Here is a 22285-nt window from a genome sequence, read left to right on the forward strand (position 1 = left end):
GGTCAGTGGTTGAAGAGGAATTCCGGGCTGTTGATGAGGGCCCAGGCGACGTCCTGGGCGGCGGTGAGGCGGCGGGCGGCGGCCTGCTGGACGCTCATGTCGAGGTCGCGGCGGAGCTGGACGAGGGCCGGCGGCGGGCCGGCGGGTTTGCGGGCCGCCTCGATCCGGGCCTGCAGGGCGGCCTTGGCCGGGTCGGCGGGCAGGGGGGCCTGGGCGGCGGCGAGGGCGGCGCGACGGTCCAGGAAGCCCTGGTCCATCGCCCGATGGTAGCCCATCAGCACCTCGACCTGGGCGGGGGTGCGGACGTCGGGGGCCGTCGCCAGCACGGCGCGGAGCGGCTCGGGGAGGCCCAGGCCGACGTCGGCCCGGCGGGCGACGGAGATCCGGAACCGGCCCAGGGTCCAGACGTCCTGGAACCGGTGGTGGAGCTTGAACGTCAGGACCGTCCCGCCGGGGCCGCCGACGGGCTCCTTGGTTCGGAAGGTCGCCCAGTGGAGCAGGCCGGCGCGGGGGGAGACGGCCCAGCCGCGCTGGTCGTCGAGGTTGCCGTCGACGGCCTTGGCGACGTCGAACTCGCCCTGGCTGAAGTCGGCGAGCGCGCCGTGCAGGGCGACGGGCTTCGCCTGGTCGGGCGTCGCCTTGGGCGCGGCCGAGAGCTGGAACTCGCTCAGCACGAAGTTGCCGTCGCTCGCCCGGCCGGGGCCGTTCGACGGGAGCTTGGGGTCGGTCAGCACTTCCAGGCGGACGGCGGCGACGGCGGCCAGGTCGGTCTCGGCCGTGATGGTCAGCTCGCCGTTCTTGTTCGGCCCGGTGACGAGGATGGAGCCGTCGGCCTCGCGGGTCGGAGTCGACCCGTTGGAGGCCGTCATCGCCTTGGGCTGGACGACCACCCAGGGGTCGACGACCGAGCCGGCGTTGGCCTTCTCCCACTCGGCGACCTTGGCGGCGAGCTGGGCCTCATAGGCCTTCAGGTCGGCCTCGACGGCGGCGGCCTTCTCGGCCCGCTCCTTCTCCTGCTGGGCCCGCTTCGGCGCGTGGTCGCGGTCGAAGGCGGCCAGCTCGGCCTCGGCGGTGGCGAGGACAGCCAGCCGCTCGCGTTCGACGCGGGGCCGGTCGGCGGCGTACTCCGCCTCCTTGCGGCCGAGCGTCTCGGCGAGCGTCTTGTGGTCGTCGTCGACCTCCTGGAAGGCCGCGCGGCCGGCGACGACCTCGGAGGGGGTCGCCGGCCGGTTCAGGATCCGGAGGAACAGGTCCTCGACGAGCTTGGCGTCGTCCTGCTCGCGGGCGGCGATCTTCGTCAGCTCGTTGGCCGGGTCGGCCAGGGCGTCGGCCAGGGTCGGGCCGCTGACCAGGGCCATGACCGGCCCGAGCTGCAGCCCGCTGGACCGCTCGCATTCGCAGGCGCTCTCGCGGACGGGGCGGCCGAACGCCGAGAGGAAGCCGCTGGGCAGCTCGACGCCCGAGTCCGGCAGGGCCGCGGCCCGGGTTCCGGCGGGCACGCCCGGGATCCGCGAGATCGAGCCGGTCGCCAGGTTCACCGCGTCGTAGAGCACCTCGGCCGGCAGCCGACGCGCGGAGGCGTGGGAGTAGTTGGTCTTGTCGTCGGCGTTGAACGGGTTCGACTCGACCGACAGTTGATAGGTCCGCGAGGTGCAGATCTCGCGGAGGATCTTGCGGACCCGGAAGCCCCCCTGGACGAACTCGGACGCCAGGTGGTCGAGCAGCTCGGGGTTGGTCGCCGGGTTGCCGGCTCGGACGTCGTCGAGGGGCTCGACGAGGCCGACGCCGAACAGGTAGCCCCAGAGTCGGTTGACGTAGCCGCGGGCGAAGTACGGGTTGTCGGACGACGTGATCCACGAGGCCAGCTCGGCGCGCCGGGACGAGCCCGGCTCGGCCTTCGCGTGGGCGCTCTCGAACGGGAACTTGGGAGCGGTCGCCTGCTTGGTCCGGTCGTGGACGACCTCGGTCGTGGCGGCGTCGGAGATGATCTCGTAGAGCGGCTTGGCGGCCTCGACCTCGGTCCCGCCCAGGGTCTTGCCGCCGCCGGCCGGGTCGGGCTTCAGGTCGACCTGCGCGAAGAAGGCGGCGGTCTGGTAGTACTGGTCCTGCGTCCAGCGCTCGAAGGGGTGGTCGTGGCACTTGTTGCAGTTGAACCGGACCCCCAGGAAGAGCTGGGTGGTGTTCTCCATCGTCGCCTCGGGATCGCGGAGGATCTTGTAGTACGAGGCGGCGGGGTTCTCCTTGTTGGATCCGGCGGCCGTGAGGATCTTGCGGGCGAACTCGTCGTAGGGGAGGTCGGCGGCCACCTGGGCGCGGATCCAGTCGCGGAAGGCGGCGGCGCCCTCGACGCCCAGGAACTTGCGGTTGACCTGCAGCAGGTCGGCCCACTTGTTCGTCCAGTAGTCGACGAACGCCGGCGAGCCGATCAGGCGGTCGACGAGGGCCTCGCGCTTGGCCTTCGATTCGGCGGGGTCGGCGAGGAACGCCCGGACCTCCTCGGCGGTCGGCGGCAGGCCGGTCAGGTCGAGCGAGACGCGGCGCAGGTATTCGGCGTCGGTGCAGACGCCGGAGGGCTGGATCTTGAGCCGCGCCCACTTGGCGGCGACCAGCTCGTCGATCCGGCCGTAGGTCGGCGGCGGCGTCCAGGCGAAGCCGGTGCGGTCGCCCATGACGGTCAGGGTCGTCGAGGCGTAGCTCCCCTCGTAGCGGACGAGGATGGGGGCCTCGCCGCGGCGGATCGCGGCGACCAGGCCGTGGGGCTTGGTGGCGGCGACCTCGGTGTTGCCGCTCTCCAGGAAGGCCTCGCGGGTGACGTCGCGGACGACGCCGTCGTGGAACGTGGCGACGACCCGGATCTGCTGGGTCGCGCCCGGGAGCTGGACGATCGGGTTGGCCGGGAAGACGGCGATCCTGGCCACCTTCGACGCCGCCCGGTCGAGCTTCGCCCCCTGGGCGATCCACGACTTGACGATCTCGTAGTAGGCGTCGCCGGGCTTCATCAGCACGCCGCCGGCGTGGGGGACGACCCCGGTCGGCTTGTCGAGCATCAGGCTGTCCTCGGGCGAGGCCAGGTTGACGCGACGGCCGGCGTTGTCGTCGGTGAAGGCGGTGACGTCGAACAGCGGGTCGTAGCCCCGCAGCGAGAGCTTGAAGCCGTTCTTGCCCTGGGCCGAGCCGTGGCAGGTCCCCTGGTTGCAGCCCATCCGGGCCAGGACCGGGTCGACGTCGCGGATGAAGTCGGGACGCATCGGCGTGGCGAAGCCCTCGACCTTGGCGGCGACCTCGACGGCCTTGCCGGCCAGGCTCAGGACGACCTTCGCGGCCCCGTCGGCCCGGGGCTTCACGAGGCCCCCGCGCGACACTTCGACGGCGTCGCCCTCGATCTTCACCTCGATCATCCGGGTCGCGTCGACGGTCTCGCCCGAGGCCAGCTTCGCGGTGGCGACGAGCTGGGCGTAGGCGGCGGGCGACGTCAGCGTGATCGTCGCGGGCTCGACCTCCAGGCTCGCCACGACGGCGCCGGCGGGGAGCGTCTCGGTCGTCGCCGGCTCCTCGGGCAGGGCGAGGGCGGTCGGGGCGGCGGCCGCGGCGAGGTTGCCCTCGGCCGAGCCGGCGATGGGGACGGGGACGAATTCCTTGACGAGCGAGCCGGTCTCGGGGTCGATCAGCCGGACGAGGCCGTCGCCGCCGGCCGCCGCCAGCACCCGGCGGTCGGGCCGGAAGTCGACCGCGTAGACGCCGCCGGTCCCGACCTTGAACCGCGAGACCTCGCGGACGCCTTCCTTATGGTAGGCGTCGACCGCGGCGTTCTCGGCGGCCGAGCGGGAGGTCGCGACCTTCGCCTGGACGGCCTTGATCGCGTCGGGGTAGGCGTCGCTGAACTCGTAGGAGTAGACCGCGACCTCGCCCGTCGAGCCGTCGAGGCTGCTCGCGGCGGCGATCCGCAGGCCGTCGGGGCTCACGGCCACGCCCATGACGCGGCCGGGCAGGGCGGGCTGCTTGCGCATCAGGTTCGAGTCGTCGCCGATGACCCGCGTCGTCTGGCGGAAGATGCGGTAGACCTTGGGCTGGCCGTCGGACCCGCCGACCACGATCTCGTCCCGCTTGGGGTGCCGCGCCACGGCGGCCAGGCCCCCCTTGAGCGCGCCCGGCGTGATCGACGTCACGTTGTCGACGAACCGCTGCTCGGCGACCTCGGTGAGCTTGGCCGTCATGTCGCGGCCGACCGAGATCAGGTGCGAGCCGTCGGCCGAGAAGACGGTGTCGAGCGCCCAGTCGCTGTGCGAGCCCATGAACAGCACCTGCTCGCCCGTCTTGGCGTCGATGGCGCGGGCCGAGTTGTCGGTGCAGCCGAAGGCGATCTTGGTCCCGTCGGGCGACCAGCTCGCGCCGAAGACGACGTCGAACGAGACCGAGGCCGACAGCGTCAGCTTGCGCTTGGCGACGTCCCAGACCTGCACCTCGCCGCGGCGGCCGGGGTCGCCGCCGGTGGCGGCCAGTCGCGCGCCGTCGGGCGAGAAGGCCAGCGAATCGACGCGGTCCGACAGGCCGACCAGCCGCGCGACCAGCTCCGAGCCGTCGGCCTTCCACAGGACGATCTCGTGGAAGCCGGCGACGGCCAGCAGCGAGCCGTCGGGCGAGAAGGCCAGGGCCGGGACGACGGGGGGGCGGGTGTACTCGGGCGGGTGCTCGGCGTCGATCTTCGAGAGGGCGCCCGGCGGCGTGTCGTCGGCCGCGCCCTGGGCGATCCAGGCCTGGATGACCTCGAGTTCGGCCGGGGCGAGCGGGGCACCGCCCCGGGGCATCTCGGCCTTGCCGTCGTGGGGCGTGACCTGGCCCAGCAGCGCGCTCTCGGCGGGCTTGCCCGCGACGATCGCGGCCCCTTCCGAGTCGCCGCCCTTGACCAGGCGGTCGAACGCCGTCATCACGTAGCCGCCCCCGGCCTTCGCCGGCTGGTGGCAGCCCTGGCAGCGGGCCTGGAAGATCGGCCGGACCTGCTTGTCGTAGCTGACCTTCGCCGGCGCCGCCGCTTTCGGCTCCTCGCCGAACGCCGGGCCCGCCAGCAGGACGAAGGCCGCCGTCGTCCCCAACCCGATCCGGCCCAGGAACGGCCGACCCTCACCGCGCGTCGTTCGACCCATCAGCGCATGCTCCCCGATGTCGGGTTTCGATCAGTTGCATTCCGCAAATGTTAAACGGGCGGGTGGGGCGGATGCAATGCGTGTACGGTCGCGACCACCCCCGCGGGGCGGGGGGAAGGGGCCGGAACGGGGCTTCGCGACGATTTTTCGGGACGCCCCGCCGGAGCATCGCCCGAAATGCACGCCGACCCGGGGCGCGACCTCACTCCCCCTCGGCCCAGCGGAGCCAGGCGGCGGGGTCGGCGTCGCTGGGCATCCGCCAGTCGCCGCGGGGGGAGAGGCTGACGGTGCCGACCTTGGGGCCGTCGGGGACGCACGAGCGCTTGTACTGCTGGGCGAAGAAGCGGGTCAGGAACGTCCGCAGCGTCTTCGCGACCAGCTCGGGCGGGTAGGGCTTCGAGAACGCGGCGAACCGGCTCAGGAAGAGGATCTTCTCGGGCGGGTAGCCGAGGCGGATCGCGTGGTAGAGGAAGAAGTCGTGCAGCTCGTAAGGCCCGAGCGCGTCCTCGGTGGATTGCAGGATCTCGCCCCGCTTCGAGGCCGGCAGCAGCTCGGGCGAGATGGTCGTCTCGGCGATCGAGGTCAGGGTGTCGCGCGTCGGCCCCTCGGGGAACTCGTGCTTGGCCGCGTACAGCACCAGGAAGCGGACGAGCGTCTTGGGGATCGAGCAGTTCGGGTTGTACATGCTCATGTGGTCGGCGTTGTACGTCGACCAGCCGAGGGCCATCTCCGACAGGTCGCCGGTGCCGACCACGAACCCGCGCGACATGAGCAGGAACGTCCGCAGCCGCGCCTGGACGTTCTCGAAGACGAGGTCCTTTCGACCCTCCTCGGGGACGTCGAGCAGGGCTTCGCGGAAGGTCGGCGCGTCCATGCCTTGAACGTCGATGCCGAACGGTTTGTGCTTCAGTTCCTGGAACGCCTGCAGGGCCAGGCCGGCGATGTCGATGGTCTCGGACGAGACCCCCAGGTGCTCCATCAGGGCGATCGCGTTGGTCCTCGTCCGGCTCGTCGTGCCGAAGCCGGGCATCGTCAGCCCGCGCAGGAGCTTGCGGTCGAGGCCGAGCAGGTCGAGCGTCTTGACCGCGACCAGCAGCGCGAGCGTCGAGTCGAGCCCCCCCGAGACGCCCAGGTGGAGCGTCGACCCGGCGGGCAGGCGCTCGACCCGCTTGGCCAGGCCGGCGACCTGGATCTCGAAGATCTCGGCGCAGCGGCGATTCAGCTCGGGGCCGTCCACCGGGACGAACGGGGCGGCGGCGACGAACCGCTTGAGGTCGCTCGGCTCGGTCAGGCCCAGGCCCACCGGGATCCGGCGGAACGACCGGGTCGGGCCGACGGGCGATTCGAAGGTGGCCGCCGACCGGCGGTCGAAGGTGAGGCGGGCGACGTCCACGTCCTGCTCGATCCAGTGCGACTCGCGGAGGACGGGACGGCCGTCGCCCACGCGGCGCGACTCCTCCAGCCGCCAGCCGTTCTCGGCGATCAGGCAGTGGCCGCCGAAGACCAGGTCGGTCGTCGATTCGGTCGGGCCCGAGCCGGCGTAGGCGTAGGCCGCGATGCACCGCGCCGACTGGCCGACGACGAGGTCGGTCCGGTACGCGCTCTTGCCGATCGTCTCGTTGCTGGCCGAGGCGTTGAGCAGGATCGTCGCCCCCGCCAGCGCCTGCGAGGCGCTCGGGGGGATCGGCAGCCAGAGGTCCTCGCAGATCTCGACCCCCAGCACGACGTCGCGACCGGCCTCGCCGGCCCCTTCGGCGGGGAAGAGCAGGTCGACCCCGAAGGGCGTCGGCCGGCCCAGGATCTCGACCTCCGCCGGCTCCTCGCCCCGCGCCGGCCGGAACCACCGCCGCTCGTAGAACTCCTTGTAGTTGGGCAGGTGCTGCTTGGGGACCACCCCCCGCACGCCGCGGCCGTCGACGACCGCGACGCAATTGTAGAGGTGCGGCCCGACCCCCAGCGGCAGCCCGACCGCCACCACGCGGGCCTTGCCGGCGTTGGCCTCGACGACCGTCGCCAGCGCGTCGAGCGCGGCGTGCAGGAGGGTCGGCTGATAGAAGAGGTCGGCGCAGGTGTAGCCGGTGAGGCAGAGTTCGGGGAAGAGGACGACGTCGCACCCTGCCGTCCGCCCGAGCACGCCGACGATCTCGCGGGCGTTGGCCGCCGGGTCGCCCACCGAGGTCCGTATCGACGCGCAGGCGACGCGGACCAAGCCGAAAACGTTCATGTCATCCCCATCCCGTCCGCGAACAGCCGATTGACCGGGCCTTTCCATCGAGAGTAAAACAGGATGGCCCCCGGCGGCAATGCAAGTGGAGCGCCGCGGGCCCTGCGCGGGCGTCCGCCACGTCACTTCGCCGCCGAGGCCCGTCCCATCCCTTCGCGACGATTCGGAGCCCCGGCCATGCATCCCGAGCCGCCCGCGACCCCCGGGGACTCGATCGGCCTGGGAGACGACGGCCCCCCGGACGGCTCGATCGCGCGGCGGCGTTTCGGACCGTCCCAGCTCGTCCTGTTCGCGGCGATGGCGGCCCTGACGCTCGCGGTGCCGCCGCTCGTCTACGAGATGCTCAAGCAGCCGCATTCCCCCCTCCATCCGATGGGACCGTGGGAGCGGGGGGCCTACATGCTCCTCTCGGCGCTCGCCGTGTGGACCCTGATCCTGGCGGCGATCCCGCTGGCGGGCGGCCGCCGGGGCCTGCGTCGGGCCGCGCGGTGTTACGGGTACACGGCCGCCTACGCGTCGGCCGCGGCCATGCTCCTGCTGTTCCTCGACGAGATCGTCTCGAAGGCCATCCCTTACGTCCGGGGGGCTCCCTTCCCTCCGGGGGCGCCCTGGCAGGTCCTGGGAAAGCTGGCCTTCCCCTGGCCCGGCACGTGGTACAGCCACGAGCTGTGGAAGGTCGTGGTCGAGGGGAACGGGGCGACCGCCGCGGCCGTGGTCGGAGCGTGGGCCGCCCTCGCCCTGAGCGGCGCGGGGCGGCGGCCGACGGGGTGGTTCGACCGCATCGGGGTCTTGATGGGCGTGCTGAGGATCTCGGGATTCCTGGTGCGCCGCGTCGAGCCGTATCTGCCCGCCTGGTGGTGAGGCCGCGAGGCCGTCTTCGACTCTACTTCGGATGGACTTATGCTGAATCTTTCGCGTCGATTCCTCTTCGCGTTCCTCATGGCGGCGATCGGCGCCGCGGCGTCCGGCCAGGCGCCGGTCGGCGAGGCCCACAAACCGTTCGCCAAGCCCGGGACCCCGCGGAAGACCGAGCGGATCCGGTCGTTCGACGTCAAGCACATCCGGGCCGACCTGACCCTGGACCTGGAGAAAGGGACGGTCGCCGGCACGGTCGCGCACACCGTCGCGCCGCTGCACGCGCCGCTGACCCGGCTGGAGCTGGACTGCGGGCCGAAGCTCAAGGTCTCCCGCGTGACCCTGGGCGCGGCGGGCGTCGAGACGCCGTTCGAGCACAAGGACGAGAAGCTGACGATCACGCTCGACCCGGCGAAGCCCGCGGGCGAGGACTTCGTCGTGACCGTCGCCTACTCGGGGACCCCCGAGCTGGGCCTGCACTTCATCCCCCCCGACGCCGCCCATCCCGACCGCCCCCGCGCCGCGTGGACCCAGGGCGAGGCCGAGGAGACGCGCTTCTGGCTCCCCTGCTACGACTCGCCCAACGACCCGGCGACGACCGAGATGGTGATCACCGTCGCCAAGCCGTACTCGGTCGTCTCCAACGGCGCGCTCGTCGAGACGAAGGACGCCGGCGACGGCGCCCGCACGTTCCACTGGAAGATGGAGCAGCCCCACGCCAGCTACCTCATCACCGTCGCGGCCTCGGAGTTCAACGCCTTCCGCGACAAGGTCGGCGACCTTCCCGTCGAGTACTACGTCCTGAAGAACGTCGACGAGGAGACCGCCCGGCGGTTCATGGGCAAGACGCCCCGGATGATCGAATTCTTCGGCGAGGTCACGGGCCAGCCGTACCCGTACCCCAAGTACGCCCAGGTCTGCCTCCCCGAGTTCAACGGCGGGATGGAGAACACCTCGGCCACCTCGATGACCGACATGGCCCTGCTCGACCGCCTCGAAGCCCTGGAGCGCAACCAGGACGGCCTGGTCGCCCACGAGCTGGCCCACCAGTGGTTCGGCGACCTGATGACCTGCAAGGACTGGTCGCACCTGTGGCTCAACGAGGGCTTCGCCTCGTACTTCGACCCCCTCTACGCCGAGCACGAGCTGGGCGAGGACGAGTTCCGGCTCCAGATGCGCAACGAGCTGCAGGGCTACCTGGGGTCGGACCGCGGCTACCGTCGGCCGATCGTCGAGCCCCGGTATGAGAACCCGATCCAGATGTTCGACGGGATGAGCTACGCCAAGGGCGCCTGCGTCCTGAACGCGCTGCGGGGGACCGTGGGCGACGAGGCGTGGTGGAAGGGGATCAAGCGGTACGTGGCGACCAACAAGTTCCGCAACGTCGAGAGCGACGACCTCCGCAAGGCGTTCGAGGTCGCCAGCGGCAAGGACCTGGCCTGGTTCTTCGACCAGTGGGTCTACAAGGCCGGCCACCCCGAGCTGAAGGCGTCGTGGCGGTTCGAGCCCGAGGACGGTACGGTCCGGCTCAAGGTCGAGCAGGTGCAGAAGCTCGACGAGCAGACGCCCATGTTCCGGCTGCCGACGACGGCCGAGATCGTCGAGGCCCCCGGCCGCTCGCGGATGGTCCCTATCGTCATCGACGGGGCCTCGCACGAGTTCATCCTCCCCTCCGGACCCGAGCCCAAGGCGGTGCTGATCGACCCCAAGGGCTGGATCCCCAAGGAGCTGACGTTCGAGCGGCCGACGGCCGAGAACCTGTTCCTGCTGGAGCACGGGCCGAGCGTGCTGGCCCGGCTCGACGCCGCCGAGGCGCTGGCCGGGCAGGCCAAGGCGCATCCCGAGGTCAAGACGACGCTCGCCGACGCCTGGAAGCGCGAGAAGAACCCCTCGGCCGCGGTGAAGCTGGTCGACGCGATCGGCTCGGGCGACGAGGCCTACCGCGCCGCGCTGCTGGCGGCCGCCGAGGCTGACGACGCCCGCGTCCGCGTGGCGGCCGTCCGCGGCCTGGCCAAGCTCCCCCGCGACGACGCCTCCGAGGCGCTCCTCCGCAAGGTCTGGAACGACCCCGAGTCCCCCTACGGCGCGCGGCGGGCGGCGCTCCGAGGGCTGGTCGGCTGGAAGGTCGCCGACGCCGAGAAGATCCTCGACGCGGCGCTGGGGCTGACGACCGGCCGGCACGTCCTGGCCGCGACGGCGCTCGGCCTGGTGCTCGACAAGCCCGGGGCGAAGGCCCGCGAGCTGGCCGCCGCCTACGTCGCGCCGGGGCGTCCCCCCCGGCTCCGCTACGCGGCGCTCCAGGCCCTGGAGAAGCTCGCCAAGGACGACGCCGCGCTGCAAGACCTGATCGTCCCCCTGGCCGAGGACGTCGATCGCAACGTCCGCAACCAGGCCTGGGGCCTGATCCAGACGCACCGGATCAAGAAGGCCTTGCCGGTTTTGGAGAACCGCCTCAAGACCGAGGACTTCGGCTTCAACGCCGGAGCCCGCGCCGTGCTGGAATCGGCCCTCAAGGCCCTGAAGGAGCCCGACCCCGCCCCCGAAACCCCTAAGGATGCGGCCGCCGCCGAGGCCGAGGCGCACCCCGCCGACGACTCCACGGCCGACCTGCGCAAGCAGCTCGATGCGTTGGAGAAGCAGATCCAGGAGCTTCGGAAGCGGATCGACGAACGCAAGCCGCAATGACCCGGAGGGGGCGTCGCGGCGTCCCCGTCACTCCGAGAACGGCGACATCGTCGGCGTGTTGGGGATGCCGTTGGCGGCCGGCGCGGGCGAGCCCACCGTCCCGGCCTTCTCGGGGTCGGCGGCGACGTGCGGGCTGGGCTCGAGGACGGGCGCCGACGGCATCCGGACGTCGCCCGCCCGTCGGTCGAAGTGCCGGGGGCCCGTGCAGCCCGAGGCCAGAACGATCGCCGTCAACAACGCCGCCGTGCGGTACAGAGCCCTCATCCCGGTCTCCTCCTTGAGTGGAACCAGCGGACCTCTCGCGGCCCGGATTGCCTAGAATACCGCCGGAGCGGATCCCGCCAAGGCGAGTTTCCCTCAAGTCCGGCCCGCGATCGGTCGACGACGCCCCATCCCCGTCCCGGAGAACCCCATGAGCACGCCCGAAGCCATCCCCCCCTGGCCGTTCCAGGACCCCCCGTACGCCGAGGTCGTCACGCTCGACCGGATCGTCCGCGGCGCGTCGCCGATCCTGCTGGTCGCGCGCGACGAGGACGGCTGGCAGTTCCTGGACGGCGAGCACGTCTTCGAGGACGACGGCGAGGTCGTGCTCCTCGGCGAGATCGTCCAGCTCGACCCCACCCTGCTGGACCTGGCCGACCTCGACATCGGCTGGCACGCCAGCCGTACCGACGTCGGCGAGCCGTGGGAGCGCGCCGAGGGCGAGCCGGGCTGAGGGAGGCCCGGCGACTCCTATGCGCTCGATCCGGCCGACGCCCCGGCGGCGATCCGCGACCGGATCAGGTCGGCGACGGCCTCGGGGTCGGGGACGTTGGTCAGGGGGTGGAAGACGTGGCGGGAATGGCCGGAGGGGCCCGGCGGCTCCTCGACGATGAGGGTCAGGGTCGCCAGGCCGTGGGGGCGCAGGAACGGGCCCGTCCACGACTGCACGGCGACCGTCCGGTCGAGCGGGATCGTGCTCGTCGGCCGGTCCCGGCCGACGCGGCGGACCTCGACGCGGTCGGGCAGGATGACGTAGGACGTCCGGTCTCGCTGGACGACCAGCTTCCAGTAGTGCAGCGTCCAGAGAGTCAGGAAGGCGACGCCGAAGGCCATGGCCGCCCAGGCCAGGGCGAACGGCAGGTTGACGTCGCCCGACGCCCCGTTCGCGAAGTCGGCCCCGAGCTTCAGGGCGACGAGCGCGAAGAAGCCGACGAAGACCGCGATCCCGAAGCTGTGGATCCCCCCCACGACGACGAACTGCCGCGCCACGGGGACCGCCCGCACGATGCGCAGGGGTTCTGTTTCGGGGCCGATGCTCATCCCGCGGCCTCGGGTCGCGGGCCGGGCGGGATCACCCAGCAGGAGTCGTGCGGGTCCAGGCCGACGTGGGGATAGTAGGTCCGGGCCTTGGGGGCGGCGAGCAGGATCAGCGTGGTGTGCCGGCCGGCCGCCTCGTGGGTCAGGCGGATCAGCTCGCGGCCGATCCCCCGGCCCTGGAAGGCGACGTCGACCGCCAGGTCCGACAGGTACGTGCAGAACTGGAAATCCGTCAGCGCCCGCGAGACGCCGACGAGCCGGCCGTCCTCGCGTGCGGTCAGGATGACGTCGGCGTTCTCCAGCATCCCCCGGATCGCCTCGGGCCGGTTGATCGGCCGTCGTTCGGCGAGCGTGGAGCGGACCAGGACGTCGACGAACTCGTCGGGCCCGAGGTCGGGATAGGTCTCGCGCTGATACGTCAGGGTCACCTCAGTTCGCCCCCTTCTTGTCGACGAACTTCGCCGGGGCCATGTCCCAGGCCTCGATCCCGTTGAAGATGACGGGCCCGCCCTGGGCCGAGACCTTCACCATCCGGGCCTCTTTGCTCTCGGGGAAGACCTGCTGCGTCAGGCACTGGCGGTCGTTGGCGAAGACCTCCAGCATCGGGCCGTCCAGGAAGATCCGCAGCCTGAGCGGCTCGCCGGGCTTCAGCTCCAGCGGGGCTTCGAAGACGTTCCGCGGATTCTTGTAGTCCGAGCCCCGCAGCAGGCCACCGGTGTCGAGCGGGCCGTTGGTGTAGACCACGTCGTCGCGGCGGGTCGACTTCGACGAGTCGATCGCCAGCGTCTTCGCGCCGGGCCTGTAGCGGATGACGGTCTTCTCGGAGTCGTCGGGCGTGCAGCGGACCGCGACGGCGACCTCCTCGGCGGAGCCCGGCTCGACGGACAGCGCCAGCTCCATCGCGTCGCCCCGGATCGGGGCGCCGTCGAAGGTGGCGACGGCGACCTCGCTCCCGACGGACATGTCGGCCGAGCGTCGAGGGTTCCGGCGCAGCCGTTCCAGCTCCGGGACGGGCTTGATGGTCAGGTTCCCCTCGACGTCCAGGTCGATGACGCGCGGCAGGCTCTGCACGCCCGAGCCGGTCGCCTGCTGCGTCGGCAGCGTCCGCGGATCGGTGACCCAGGCCCAGATGATCCGCCGCCCCTTGTCGTCGAGCAGGCTCTCCGGGGCGAAGAACTGGCCGCCGGGCCAGTTCATCCGGACGTGCTTCTCGGGGAAGAAGCGGTCGTTCTCATACCGGCCGATGTAGATCCGGCCGCCGACCTTGTGGCTGATGCACAGCAGGGCCCGCTTGCCGCCGATCTTGAAGAAGTCGGGGCAGGAGCAGTCCTCGCCCTCGGTCGTCCACGAGAGGTCGGGGTGATCGAAGAACGGGCCGACGGGGGCCCACGAGACGAGGTCCTTCGACTTCATCGTGTAGAGCGTGTCCTTGCCGTTGGGGAGCTTGTTCCCCCCCAGCAGGCAGATGTAGTCGTCGCCTTCGAGCCAGAGGTACGGGTCCCAGACGGTGTAGACGCCGTGGCCCGGCTCGCCCGGCCTGGGCATGGGGATGATCGGGTTCTTCGGGTGCTTCTTCCAGACGATCAGGTCGTCGTCGGCGGCGGTGGCGACGCAGACGCCGGCCTCGACGCCGAACCAGCAGAGCGTCGGCACGCCGTTTTTGTCGAGGAAGGCGTTGCCGCTGAAGATGCCGACGTCCCTGTCCTCGCGCTGGGGGACGAGGGCCGGGGGGAGGAACGTCCAGTCGACCAGGTCCGTGCTGACGGCGTGGCCCCAGCAATGGCCCCCCTTCGGGAGCTTCGGGTCCTGGTAGATGTACATCAAGTGATACTTGCCCTTCCAGTAGATGCAGCCGTTGGCGTCGTACGGCCGCGCCAGGCCCTCGCGGGGCAGGGCCGAGACGTGGTACGTCGGCCAGTCCTCGGTCTCGCGAGTCCTGGCCGCGCCGATGCCCTTGCCGATCATCGCGAAGCCGCCGTCGAGGTGCAGCCGGCCGTCGCGGACCGTCGCCGCGCCCATCAGGCGGGCGGGGGGGAACGCCCCCATGCGATCGTCGACCTTGCCGTCGTCGAAGGTCCACCAGGCGAGCGGGGCGGGGTCTGAAGGCTGGTCGGGCTTGAGCTTCGACAGGGCCCCGGCGTCGAGCGCGAGGGGGTAGATCCGCGCGTCCTCGATCTCGCCCCGGAACGTCGGCCCGCCCATCATCTCCAGGTGCCGGAGGCCCAGCAGGGCCACGCTCGACGACGTGAACGCGACGGGTTCCGAGGCCATGTCGTACTCGGCGTAGGGCCGGGCGTCGCGATAGATCGAGACGCGCCTGCCCTTGTACGCGACGGCGACCTGGACGAGCGTCTTCGCGTCGCCCGTCTCGGCGGCCGCGGCCGACTGGTCGGTCTGGGTGCGCCGGAAGAATTCGCTGCCGGCCATCCAGCGGCCGGGGGCCAGCTCGCCGAAGACGACGGCGTCGAAGCCCCCGCCCGGCTGCTGGACGGTCAGGGCGCTGCCGCCCTGCTGCCCGAGGTTCGCCGGGGCCGCCCAGACGACGAGCGTCTTGTCGCGAAGCTCCCATTCCGCCGCGAGCGTCGGGACGGAAAGGCCGAGGAAGAGGACGAGCCAGGAGGCTGATCGGGCGAGGCCGCGGCGGGTTGTCATCGCGGGACGTTCCTGTTCAGTTGGACGGGGAGAGGTCCAGGAGCGTGCGCTGACGACGACCCTTGCCGCCCCGGGGCGATCCCTCGGGCTCGGCCTCCAGCTTGGGCGGATCGGGCTCGCCCGGCTTGCCGGCGGCGGCGAGCGCCAGGGGACGAAGCAGGGGGAAGACCTCGCGGCCGAGCTCGATCGTGTGCGGGTGGCATGTCAGGAAGAGGACCTGCACCTTCTTGGAGATCTCGCCCAGCGCCCGGAGGGTTCGCCGGGAGCGGTCGTCGTCGAAGTTCGCGAGCACGTCGTCCATCACGATAGGCAGGGACTCGGCGCGGCCGCAATAGTGCAGGACGTAGGCCAGCCGGACGGCCAGGTAGAGCTGCTCGCGGGTGCCGGTGGAGAGCTGATGGGGCTCCAAAACCTCGTCGTCGATCCGGCGGACCTGCAAGGGCGACTCGTCGTCGTCCGGCCGCTCGACGCGGACGTACCGGCCGCCGGTCATCGTCTCGAACAGCCGCGAGGTCTCGCGCAGCATCTCGGGCCGGGCGTCCTGCTCGAACCGGGCGATCGCCTGTCTGAGCAGGTGCTGGGCGAGGACCAGGGGGACGTAGCGATCGACGACCGCGGCCAGCTCGGCGCGGCGGGCGGAGACCTTCTCCTGGATCTCGGCCGCGTCGCCGCCGCCGCGCTCGTACTCCGAGAGGGCCTGACGCCGCGAGCCGACGTTCCGGTCGGCGGCCGACTTCTCGGCCTGGACGCGGTCGCGACGGGCCTCGGCCTCGGCCCGCTCGGCTTCCAACCCGGGCGCGTCGGCCGACTCCAGCCGGGCGACGAAGGCGTCGAGCGGCTCGGCCTCGCGGAGGCGGTCGAACTCGCGGGACTTGTCGAGCATCGCCCGTTCCAGCTCGGCGATCCGCGCGGCCTGCGCGGCGGCCGCGCGATAGGCGGCGGCGGTCTCGGCGCCGGCGGCGAGCAGAAGGGCCTCGCGATCGCACCGCAGCCGGCCCAGGCGCTCTTCGCGGCGGGCGGCCTCGGCGAGGGCGTCGGCCCGGTTCTTCTCCAGGTTCGCCTGGCGTTCTCGGTCCTGGACGCTCCCGGTCAGCCGGGCGTGCAGCTCGGCGGCGGCCTGTTCGGGGGCCGCGTCGGCCAGCTCGGGCGCGATCTCCTCGACGAGCGCCCGCACCCGGGGCTCGAACGCGGCGAGCCGGGTCTCGTGGGCCGCGATGCGGACGTCGCAGGCGTCGGCCAGCTTCAGGCCGGCGGCCGTCTCGCCGAGCCCCTGGAGCACGCGGCCCAGGAGGCCGACGTCCCAGGCCTCGGGCAGGTGAAGTTCCCGCAGCAGGGCGGCGCGGCGGGCGTCCCACGCGGGCTCGTCGGCCCGGCGGGCCTGGGCTTCGGCCTCCAGCCGGTCGGCCTTCTCCTGGAGGCGGCGGCCGGCCGTGCGGAGGTCGCCGCGGGCCTTCTCGGCCTCGCGGATCTCCCGCTCGCGCTCGCGGGCGACGACCAGCAGCCGGGCCGCCGGGACGCCCATGTGGCCGGTCAGCTCGCCCAGTCGTCGCTCGAAATCGTCGATCCGCCCGCGGAGGAGCCGGCCCTCCTGCTCATGCTCGGCGAGCCTGGCCTGGAGCGACCGCAGGGCTTCGAGCCGGTCGAGCCAGCCTTCCATCGCCTCGGGGGCGAGGGGGGCGAGGCCGCAATCGGCCCAGAGCCCGCGCCAGCAATTGAGCACCGCGGCGGCGTCGGCGCGCAGGTCGTCGAGCGCCTCGCGGTCGTGGCGGACGCGGTCGCGGAGGGCGTGGAGCTGCTCCAGCTTGGCGACGGCGCTCGAGTGGCGGAACAGGTCGTCGGCGTAGAGGTCGGCCCGACGGATCGTCTCGGGGAAGGCGGCGATCAGGTCGGGCGGGGCGTCCGCGGCGTGCTCGGCAAGCCACTCGCGGATTTCGGCCTCGACGTCCTCGCGGTCGACGAACCGCCGGCGCACCAGGTCCCAGCCGGCGTCGCGGCCCTCGCGCATCGCGTCGAGGACGTCGCGGCTCGGGAGGTCGGCGTCGCGGCCGGCCAGCGCGGCGACCTCGCGCCCCAGGGCGTCGAGCCCGGCCTCGTCCCGCGCCAGGGCCGCCTCCGCGGCCTCGACCCGGCCGTCGATCCTCTGGAGGTCCTGCTTGAAGCGGGCGACGGCCTCGCGCGGCGGGGCCGGGAGCTGGGCGGCGCGGATCGTCGGCGAGGCCAGCGGCGGGGCCAGTCGGGGGAGCAGGTCGTCGACCTCGCGCTGGAGCTTGCGGTGCTCGGCGCGACGGCGGTCGCATTCCTGGACGTCGTTCTTGTAGGCGTCCGCCTCCTGCATCAGGGCGGACCAGGGGGCGACGTCGACCGGGTCGCCCAGCTCGGCCAGCTCGGCGGCCTTCTCGTCACGCTCCTCGACGATCCGGGCGCGGCGGGCGGCCAGGTCGTCGAGGGCCTTGAGCCGCGCGTCGCGCTCGTCGACCAGGCGGTCGAAGCGGTCCTTCCGCTCGGCGGTGAGCTGGAAGCCGCGGAGGTCGTCGAGCGTCCAGTCGGGGGCGAGGCCGGCGACCCGGTCGGCCGCCTCGCGGAGGGCGGCGTCGCGCTGGCGGCGGTCCTCGGGCAGGTCGCGGCGGGCCTGCTTCACGGCCTCGATGGCCCGGTTCAGCTCCTCGATCAACGCCCGCCGCTCGATGGGGCGGGGGTCGAAGCGGACGTCGGCCAGCGCCCGCTCGGCCCGGGCGGCGCCTTCGAGGTCCTTGTCGCGCTCCTCGGCCAGGCGGGCGGCCTCGGCCTCGACGGCCTCGAACCGCGCGAGGCCGTCGGCGGGGAAGCCCTCGGGGGCGGACAGGCCGGCGCGCTCGCGGCGGAGCATCCCCAGCTCGCGCCAGGGGGGGTGGGCCTTCGCCAGCTTCTCCCGCAGCGCGAGGTCGCGGGCGGCCTCGAGGAGCGTCGCGCCCAGGGCGTCGGCCTCGGCCTCGGCGGTCTCCAGCTCCTGGCGGCGCTGCTCGTACGACTCGCAGCGGATGCTCTTGCCCTTGACCTGCTTCGACAGGTCCGCCAGGTCGGTCAGCAGCCTGTTCACGACCAGGGTCTTGGACTGGTCGGTGTAGAGCTTGCGGGCCTCGGCGTCGAGCGACTCCAGCACCCGCTTGGGGTCGGCGGCCCCGGCGGCGCCCGCGCTGAAGAGGACGGACTTGACGCTCTGGTCGGCCAGCGACCGTTCGCCCGCCGCCAGCTCCTCCAGCCCGAAGGCGAAGACGGACCGGAAGAGGTTGGGCGAGGCGCCGCCGAGCAGGGCCTCGAACGCCTCCTCGTCGAGCTCGCCGGCGCGGCCGTCGATCGATCCCGAGACCGTGTTCTTGCGGCCCTTGCGGCGACGCATCGCGACCAGCGAGCCGTCGTCGAGGGCGAGCGTCGCGCCCCCCTCGACCTTGCCGTTGGCCGCGGGCCCGAAGGCGTAGGGCGTGCGCTCGGCGAAGCCGAAGAGCAGCTCGCGGACGAACTCCAGCAGGGTCGTCTTGCCGGCCTCGTTGGGGCCCAGGATCATCTGGACGCCCTCGCCGTCGAGGGCCAGGTCCAGGTCCCGGAAGCGGCCGTACGCGCCGACGTGGAGCGATCGGATCCTCATGGGCGGGGCTCCGTCGTCAGGCGGTTGAGCAACTCGTCCTCGGCCTGCCGGAGCCAGCGGGCGAGCTGGTCGGGGGCGGTGAAGTCGAGGCCCCCCTCGTCCTTCAGCTCCAGGGCCACCTTGTTGGCGAGCTTGCGGACGTGGCCGCCGAGTTCCGTCAGCGCCTTCTCGTCGGCCCGGACGGCGTCGATGGACCGGAGCAGGTCGCCGAGGACGTCGCGGCCCTTGCGGAGCTGGTCGCGGTCGAGCGGGTGGTCGGTCTCGAGCTTGATCTTCTCGACCCAGAGGTCGTCGGTGAACTCGCCGGGGAGGGCGCGGAGCTGGGCCGTGGTCTCCAGCCGCCGGGTCTCGTCGCCCAGGATCCGATGCGCCCGGCAGCGGCCCTTGACCTCCAGGCGGACCGCGACCAGGCGGCCGTCGGCCTCGTCGGCGACGGCCTTGAGGCGCACGCGGGCCGCGTCGATCAGCTCGTCGACGCCGTCCTCGGGGAGCAGCGTCAGCGTCTCGCGGCGCCATCGGAGGACGTCGGTGGAGCGGAACCGCAGCGCCGAGACCTCGCCGTCGGCGACGGTCGCGACCATGCAGCCCTTGTCGCCCGTCTCGCGGACGTGCCGGCCCTGGGTGTTGCCCGGGTAGACGACGTAGGGTCCCTCGTGGAGGATCTCGCGCTTGTGGATGTGGCCCAGGCCCCAGTAGTCGTAGCCCTTGGCGGCCAGCTCGTTCACCGAGCAGGGGGCGTACGAGTCGTGGTCGAGCGAGCCGGTGGCGTTGGTGTGCAGCAGGCCGACGTTCACCAGCCCTTTGATGGGTTTCGGGTAGCGCGGGACGAGGTTCTCGGTCAGCTCGCGGCGGGGGAAGCTCATGCCGTGGATCGCGACGCCCAGGTCTTCCAGGACGATGGTCTCGGGCGCGCGGCAGTCGAGCATGTGGAGGTTGTCGGGCCAGGGGACCCGGTAGCTCATCTCGTCGCGCGAGTCGTGGTTGCCCCGGATCACGAAGACGCGGATCCCCTGGTTGCGCAGGATCCGCATCTGGGCGGCGGCGAAGAGGGCCGTGTTGAAGTCGTTCCAGTCGCCGTCGAAGAGGTCGCCGGAGACGATCAGGAACGACGCCTCCTCGTCGACGCAGACCCGCACCAGGTTCGCCAGCGCGGCGCGGGTGGCGAGCCGGACGCGCTCGACGGGGGCGCCCTCGTAGTGCTCCAGCCCGCGCAGGGGGCTGTCGACGTGCAGGTCGGCGGCGTGGACGAACTTCATGTCGCGACGATCCTTCGTTCATTCCGGGCGTGGCGGAGCCGGGCCGGCCCGACGGCCGCTTCCACGATATTGTACTTTTGTCCCCCGTCCGTGGAGGGCAATCGGCGTGGATTTCGACCCGGCCGAACCGGTGCGACCGGAGGAATCGGATCAAGGGGCGGGGTCGCGGAGGGGCTTGCCCTGCTTGTATAGGTCGAGCCGGGCCTGCGCCTTGTTCCGGTCCGCGGGGTCGGTGAAGAGGTTCAGGGCCATGGCCTGCCAGGCGGCGGCGGCGTCGAAGCGGCCGAGCTCGGCGTCGGCGGCGGCGAGGGCGGCCAGGGCGTGGGGCTCGGACTCCCTGGTCGAGGCGCGGGCTCGCTCGGCCAGGGCCTTGGCCCGGACGCCGTCGCGGAGCCTGGAGTCGGGGCTGGCGGCGAGAAGCCGGGCGAGGTGGGTCGCCGCGACGGCGTCGTCGGGATTCTTGGCGAGGGCGGCGTCGAGGTCGGCCGCGGCCGCCACGAACCGCCCCTGGAGGAGCCGGACGATCCCCCGACCGGTGCGTGCGGAGGGGTGGTCCGGGGCGAACTTCAGCACCTCGTCGTAGTCGGCGGCGGCCTCGTCGTACTTCCCTTGCTGGGCCAGGGCCCGGCCCCGGCCGTAGCGGGCGTCGGCGAGCCTGGGGTCGACGTCCAGGGCCCGGCCGTAGTCCTCGGCGGCCAGGTCGTACTCGTGCAGCTCGAACAGGCAGGTGGCGCGGCCGAGGCGCGCCCGGGCGTCGCCGGGGGCGATCTTGACCGCGCGGCTGAAGTCCTCGACGGCGTCGAGGAACCGGCCCTGCTCGAAGGCGGTAGCGCCTCGCGCGTCGTAGGCGTCGACCAGGTTGGGGTCGAGCCGGAGCGCGCGGGTGAAGTCGTCGAGGGCCCCCGCCAGGTCGCCCCGGGCGCGGCGGACGTCGCCGCGGCTGAGGTGGTAGAGCGCCTTCGACGGGTCGAGGTGGATGGCCCGGTCGTAGTCGGCGAGGGCCGGGTCGTAGCCCCGCCGGGAGGCCTCGGCCTGGGCGCGGGCGAAGTAGGCCAGGGGGTCCTTGGGGTCGGCGGCGACGGCCTGGGTGTAGTCGGCGATCGCCGCGGCGGTCTCGCCCCGCGCCGCGCGGATCCGGCCGCGGCCGACGTAGGCCGGGGCCAGGTTGGGGTCGATCTCCAGGGCCCGGCCATAGTCGGCCAGGGCCTTTTCGACGTCGGGGATCTCGGCCCAGGCGATCGCGCGGTCGTAGTACGCCAGGGCGTCTCGGGGGTCGAGCCGGATCGCCTCGGTGAACGCCGCGACGGCCTGCACGTAATCCTTCCCGCGATGGAGCGCGACGCCCCGCGTCCGCTGCTCGCGCGCCTTCGCGACGGCGTCCTGGCCGGCGGCCGTCGCGGTCGTCGCGAGCGCGGCGAGGACCGCCAGCGACAGGCCTCGGGATCGGCGGTGCGTGGGCATGGGCGGATCCCCGTGGGTTGATGCGTTCGCGCGGCCGGGGCCTTCGGGTTCAGTCGGCGTAGCCGTCGGGATGCGATTCGTGCCACTTCCAGGCGGTCTCGACGATCGGCGTGATGCTCGTGTAGCGGGGCACCCAACCCAGCTCGCGGCGGGCGAGGCCGGCGTCGGCGATGAGGGCCGGCGGGTCGCCGGCGCGGGGAGGCGCGACGACGGCCGGGATCGGCCGGCCGGTGATCGCGCGGCAGGCGTCGATCACCTCCTTGACGCTCGTCCCCTGGCCGGTGCCCAGGTTGCAGCGGAACTCCGTCCCGCGGCCGAGCTTCTCCAGCGCCGAGATGTGGGCCGAGGCCAGGTCGTCGACGTGGATATAGTCGCGGATGCAGGTCCCGTCGGGCGTGGGGAGCTTGTCGCCGAAGATGGTGATGTGTTCGCGTTGGCCGAGCGCCACCTGGAGGACCAGCGGGATCAGGTGCGTCTCCGGGTCATGGTCCTCGCCGAGGTCGCCGTCGGTCGAGGCGCCGGCCGCGTTGAAGTACCGAAGCGCCGCGTAGCCCCAGCCGTAGGCCTTGGCGAAGTCCGACAGCGCCCGCTCGATCACCAGCTTGGTGTATCCATACGGGTTGATCGGATTCTGGGCCTGGGTCTCGCGGATCGGGACGCTCTCGGGCTCGCCGTAGGTGGCGCAGGTGCTGGAGAAGACGATCCGCCAGACGCCGGCCTCGCGCATCGCATCCATGAGCGAGAGGGTGCCGACGATGTTGTTGTGATAATACTTCGCCGGGTCCGTGACCGACTCGCCGACGTAGGCGAAGGCGGCGAAATGCATCACGGCGTCGATCTGGTGCTCGCGCAGCGTCGCGACGACCTTGGCCTTGTCCAGCAGGTCGCCCTCGATCAGCCTCCCGGGCGCGACCGCGCCGCGATGGCCGAAGACCAGGTTGTCGTAGGCCCAGACCTCGTGGCCGGCCCGCGACAGCATCCGGGCCGCATGCGACCCCACGTATCCGGCGCCCCCCGAAACGAGCACGTTCATCGTCTTCCACTCCCCTCCGTCCGAGTTCGATCCCGTCCCCATCGAGTCTAACCGAAA

Annotated in this window: 13 protein-coding genes; 3 read left to right on the top strand and 10 right to left on the bottom strand. The window is 72.3% G+C overall.

The features are described from left to right. Positions 1 to 2 precede the first annotated feature (2 nt). Both PZE19_RS29670 and PZE19_RS29675 read right to left on the bottom strand, forming a co-directional pair. Complete coding sequence (locus PZE19_RS29670; RefSeq protein WP_277864221.1) at positions 3 to 5141, bottom strand: DUF1549 domain-containing protein; 5139 nt, start codon at positions 5139 to 5141, stop codon at positions 3 to 5. 202 nt (positions 5142 to 5343) lie between these two features. Then, a complete protein-coding gene (locus PZE19_RS29675) occupies positions 5344 to 7365 on the bottom strand; it encodes an NAD(+) synthase (protein ID WP_277864222.1) in 2022 nt (673 codons plus the stop codon). Between the two features lie 177 nt (positions 7366 to 7542). On the opposite strand from PZE19_RS29675, the gene PZE19_RS29680 reads away from it, so the two are divergent. Together PZE19_RS29680 and PZE19_RS29685 are read left to right on the top strand one after the other, a co-directional pair. Beyond that, positions 7543 to 8226: a hypothetical protein gene (locus PZE19_RS29680; RefSeq protein WP_277864223.1), complete on the top strand. Its 684-nt coding sequence runs from the start codon at positions 7543 to 7545 to the stop codon at positions 8224 to 8226. A gap of 39 nt (positions 8227 to 8265) precedes the next feature. Then, positions 8266 to 10905: a M1 family aminopeptidase gene (locus PZE19_RS29685; RefSeq protein WP_277864224.1), complete on the top strand. Its 2640-nt coding sequence runs from the start codon at positions 8266 to 8268 to the stop codon at positions 10903 to 10905. Between the two features lie 27 nt (positions 10906 to 10932). Here PZE19_RS29685 and PZE19_RS29690 read toward each other — a convergent pair whose 3' ends face one another. After that, the gene (locus PZE19_RS29690) at positions 10933 to 11169 is read right to left on the bottom strand and encodes a hypothetical protein (RefSeq protein WP_277864225.1); all 237 of its coding nucleotides are present in this window, start codon (positions 11167 to 11169) and stop codon (positions 10933 to 10935) included. Positions 11170 to 11317: 148 nt separating this feature from the next. Here PZE19_RS29690 and PZE19_RS29695 point away from each other — a divergent pair, with 148 nt between their 5' ends. Beyond that, the gene (locus PZE19_RS29695; protein WP_277864226.1) at positions 11318 to 11620 is read left to right on the top strand and encodes a hypothetical protein; all 303 of its coding nucleotides are present in this window, start codon (positions 11318 to 11320) and stop codon (positions 11618 to 11620) included. Between the two features lie 17 nt (positions 11621 to 11637). Here PZE19_RS29695 and PZE19_RS29700 read toward each other — a convergent pair whose 3' ends face one another. From PZE19_RS29700 to galE, 7 genes are all read right to left on the bottom strand, one after another. Continuing rightward, a complete protein-coding gene (locus PZE19_RS29700) occupies positions 11638 to 12207 on the bottom strand; it encodes a PH domain-containing protein (protein ID WP_277864227.1) in 570 nt (189 codons plus the stop codon). After that, positions 12204 to 12632 carry a GNAT family N-acetyltransferase gene (locus PZE19_RS29705; protein ID WP_277864228.1) on the bottom strand — a complete coding sequence of 143 codons (429 nt, stop codon included), beginning with the start codon at positions 12630 to 12632 and terminating at the stop codon, positions 12204 to 12206. The genes PZE19_RS29700 and PZE19_RS29705 overlap by 4 nt, the downstream gene beginning before the upstream one ends. 1 nt (position 12633) lies before the next feature. Next, the gene (locus tag PZE19_RS29710) at positions 12634 to 14856 is read right to left on the bottom strand and encodes a glycoside hydrolase family 32 protein (RefSeq protein WP_277864229.1); all 2223 of its coding nucleotides are present in this window, start codon (positions 14854 to 14856) and stop codon (positions 12634 to 12636) included. 16 nt (positions 14857 to 14872) lie between these two features. Then, on the bottom strand, positions 14873 to 18478 hold the full coding sequence (locus tag PZE19_RS29715; RefSeq protein WP_277864230.1) for an AAA family ATPase: 3606 nt from the start codon (positions 18476 to 18478) through the stop codon (positions 14873 to 14875). Continuing rightward, positions 18475 to 19734, bottom strand: coding sequence for a metallophosphoesterase family protein (locus PZE19_RS29720; protein ID WP_277864231.1), 1260 nt, complete (start codon positions 19732 to 19734; stop codon positions 18475 to 18477). Before PZE19_RS29720 ends, PZE19_RS29715 begins: the two co-directional genes overlap by 4 nt. Positions 19735 to 19884: 150 nt before the next feature. Beyond that, the gene (locus tag PZE19_RS29725) at positions 19885 to 21195 is read right to left on the bottom strand and encodes a tetratricopeptide repeat protein (protein WP_277864232.1); all 1311 of its coding nucleotides are present in this window, start codon (positions 21193 to 21195) and stop codon (positions 19885 to 19887) included. Positions 21196 to 21244: 49 nt separating this feature from the next. Continuing rightward, complete coding sequence (gene galE, locus PZE19_RS29730) at positions 21245 to 22228, bottom strand: UDP-glucose 4-epimerase GalE (RefSeq protein ID WP_277864233.1); 984 nt, start codon at positions 22226 to 22228, stop codon at positions 21245 to 21247. Positions 22229 to 22285 lie beyond the last annotated feature (57 nt).

This window comes from Paludisphaera mucosa, assembly GCF_029589435.1.
Classification (GTDB): Bacteria; Planctomycetota; Planctomycetia; order Isosphaerales; family Isosphaeraceae; genus Paludisphaera; species Paludisphaera mucosa.

Bases quoted from the DNA above. Each gene is read 5' to 3' on its own strand.
- PZE19_RS29670 (WP_277864221.1), bottom strand. From the start codon at position 5,141: ATGGGTCGAACGACGCGCGGTGAGGGTCGGCCGTTCCTGGGCCGGATC.
- PZE19_RS29675 (WP_277864222.1), bottom strand. From the start codon at position 7,365: ATGAACGTTTTCGGCTTGGTCCGCGTCGCCTGCGCGTCGATACGGACC.
- PZE19_RS29680 (WP_277864223.1), top strand. From the start codon at position 7,543: ATGCATCCCGAGCCGCCCGCGACCCCCGGGGACTCGATCGGCCTGGGA.
- PZE19_RS29685 (WP_277864224.1), top strand. From the start codon at position 8,266: ATGCTGAATCTTTCGCGTCGATTCCTCTTCGCGTTCCTCATGGCGGCG.
- PZE19_RS29690 (WP_277864225.1), bottom strand. From the start codon at position 11,169: ATGAGGGCTCTGTACCGCACGGCGGCGTTGTTGACGGCGATCGTTCTG.
- PZE19_RS29695 (WP_277864226.1), top strand. From the start codon at position 11,318: ATGAGCACGCCCGAAGCCATCCCCCCCTGGCCGTTCCAGGACCCCCCG.
- PZE19_RS29700 (WP_277864227.1), bottom strand. From the start codon at position 12,207: ATGAGCATCGGCCCCGAAACAGAACCCCTGCGCATCGTGCGGGCGGTC.
- PZE19_RS29710 (WP_277864229.1), bottom strand. From the start codon at position 14,856: ATGACAACCCGCCGCGGCCTCGCCCGATCAGCCTCCTGGCTCGTCCTC.
- PZE19_RS29715 (WP_277864230.1), bottom strand. From the start codon at position 18,478: ATGAGGATCCGATCGCTCCACGTCGGCGCGTACGGCCGCTTCCGGGAC.
- PZE19_RS29720 (WP_277864231.1), bottom strand. From the start codon at position 19,734: ATGAAGTTCGTCCACGCCGCCGACCTGCACGTCGACAGCCCCCTGCGC.
- PZE19_RS29725 (WP_277864232.1), bottom strand. From the start codon at position 21,195: ATGCCCACGCACCGCCGATCCCGAGGCCTGTCGCTGGCGGTCCTCGCC.
- galE (WP_277864233.1), bottom strand. From the start codon at position 22,228: ATGAACGTGCTCGTTTCGGGGGGCGCCGGATACGTGGGGTCGCATGCG.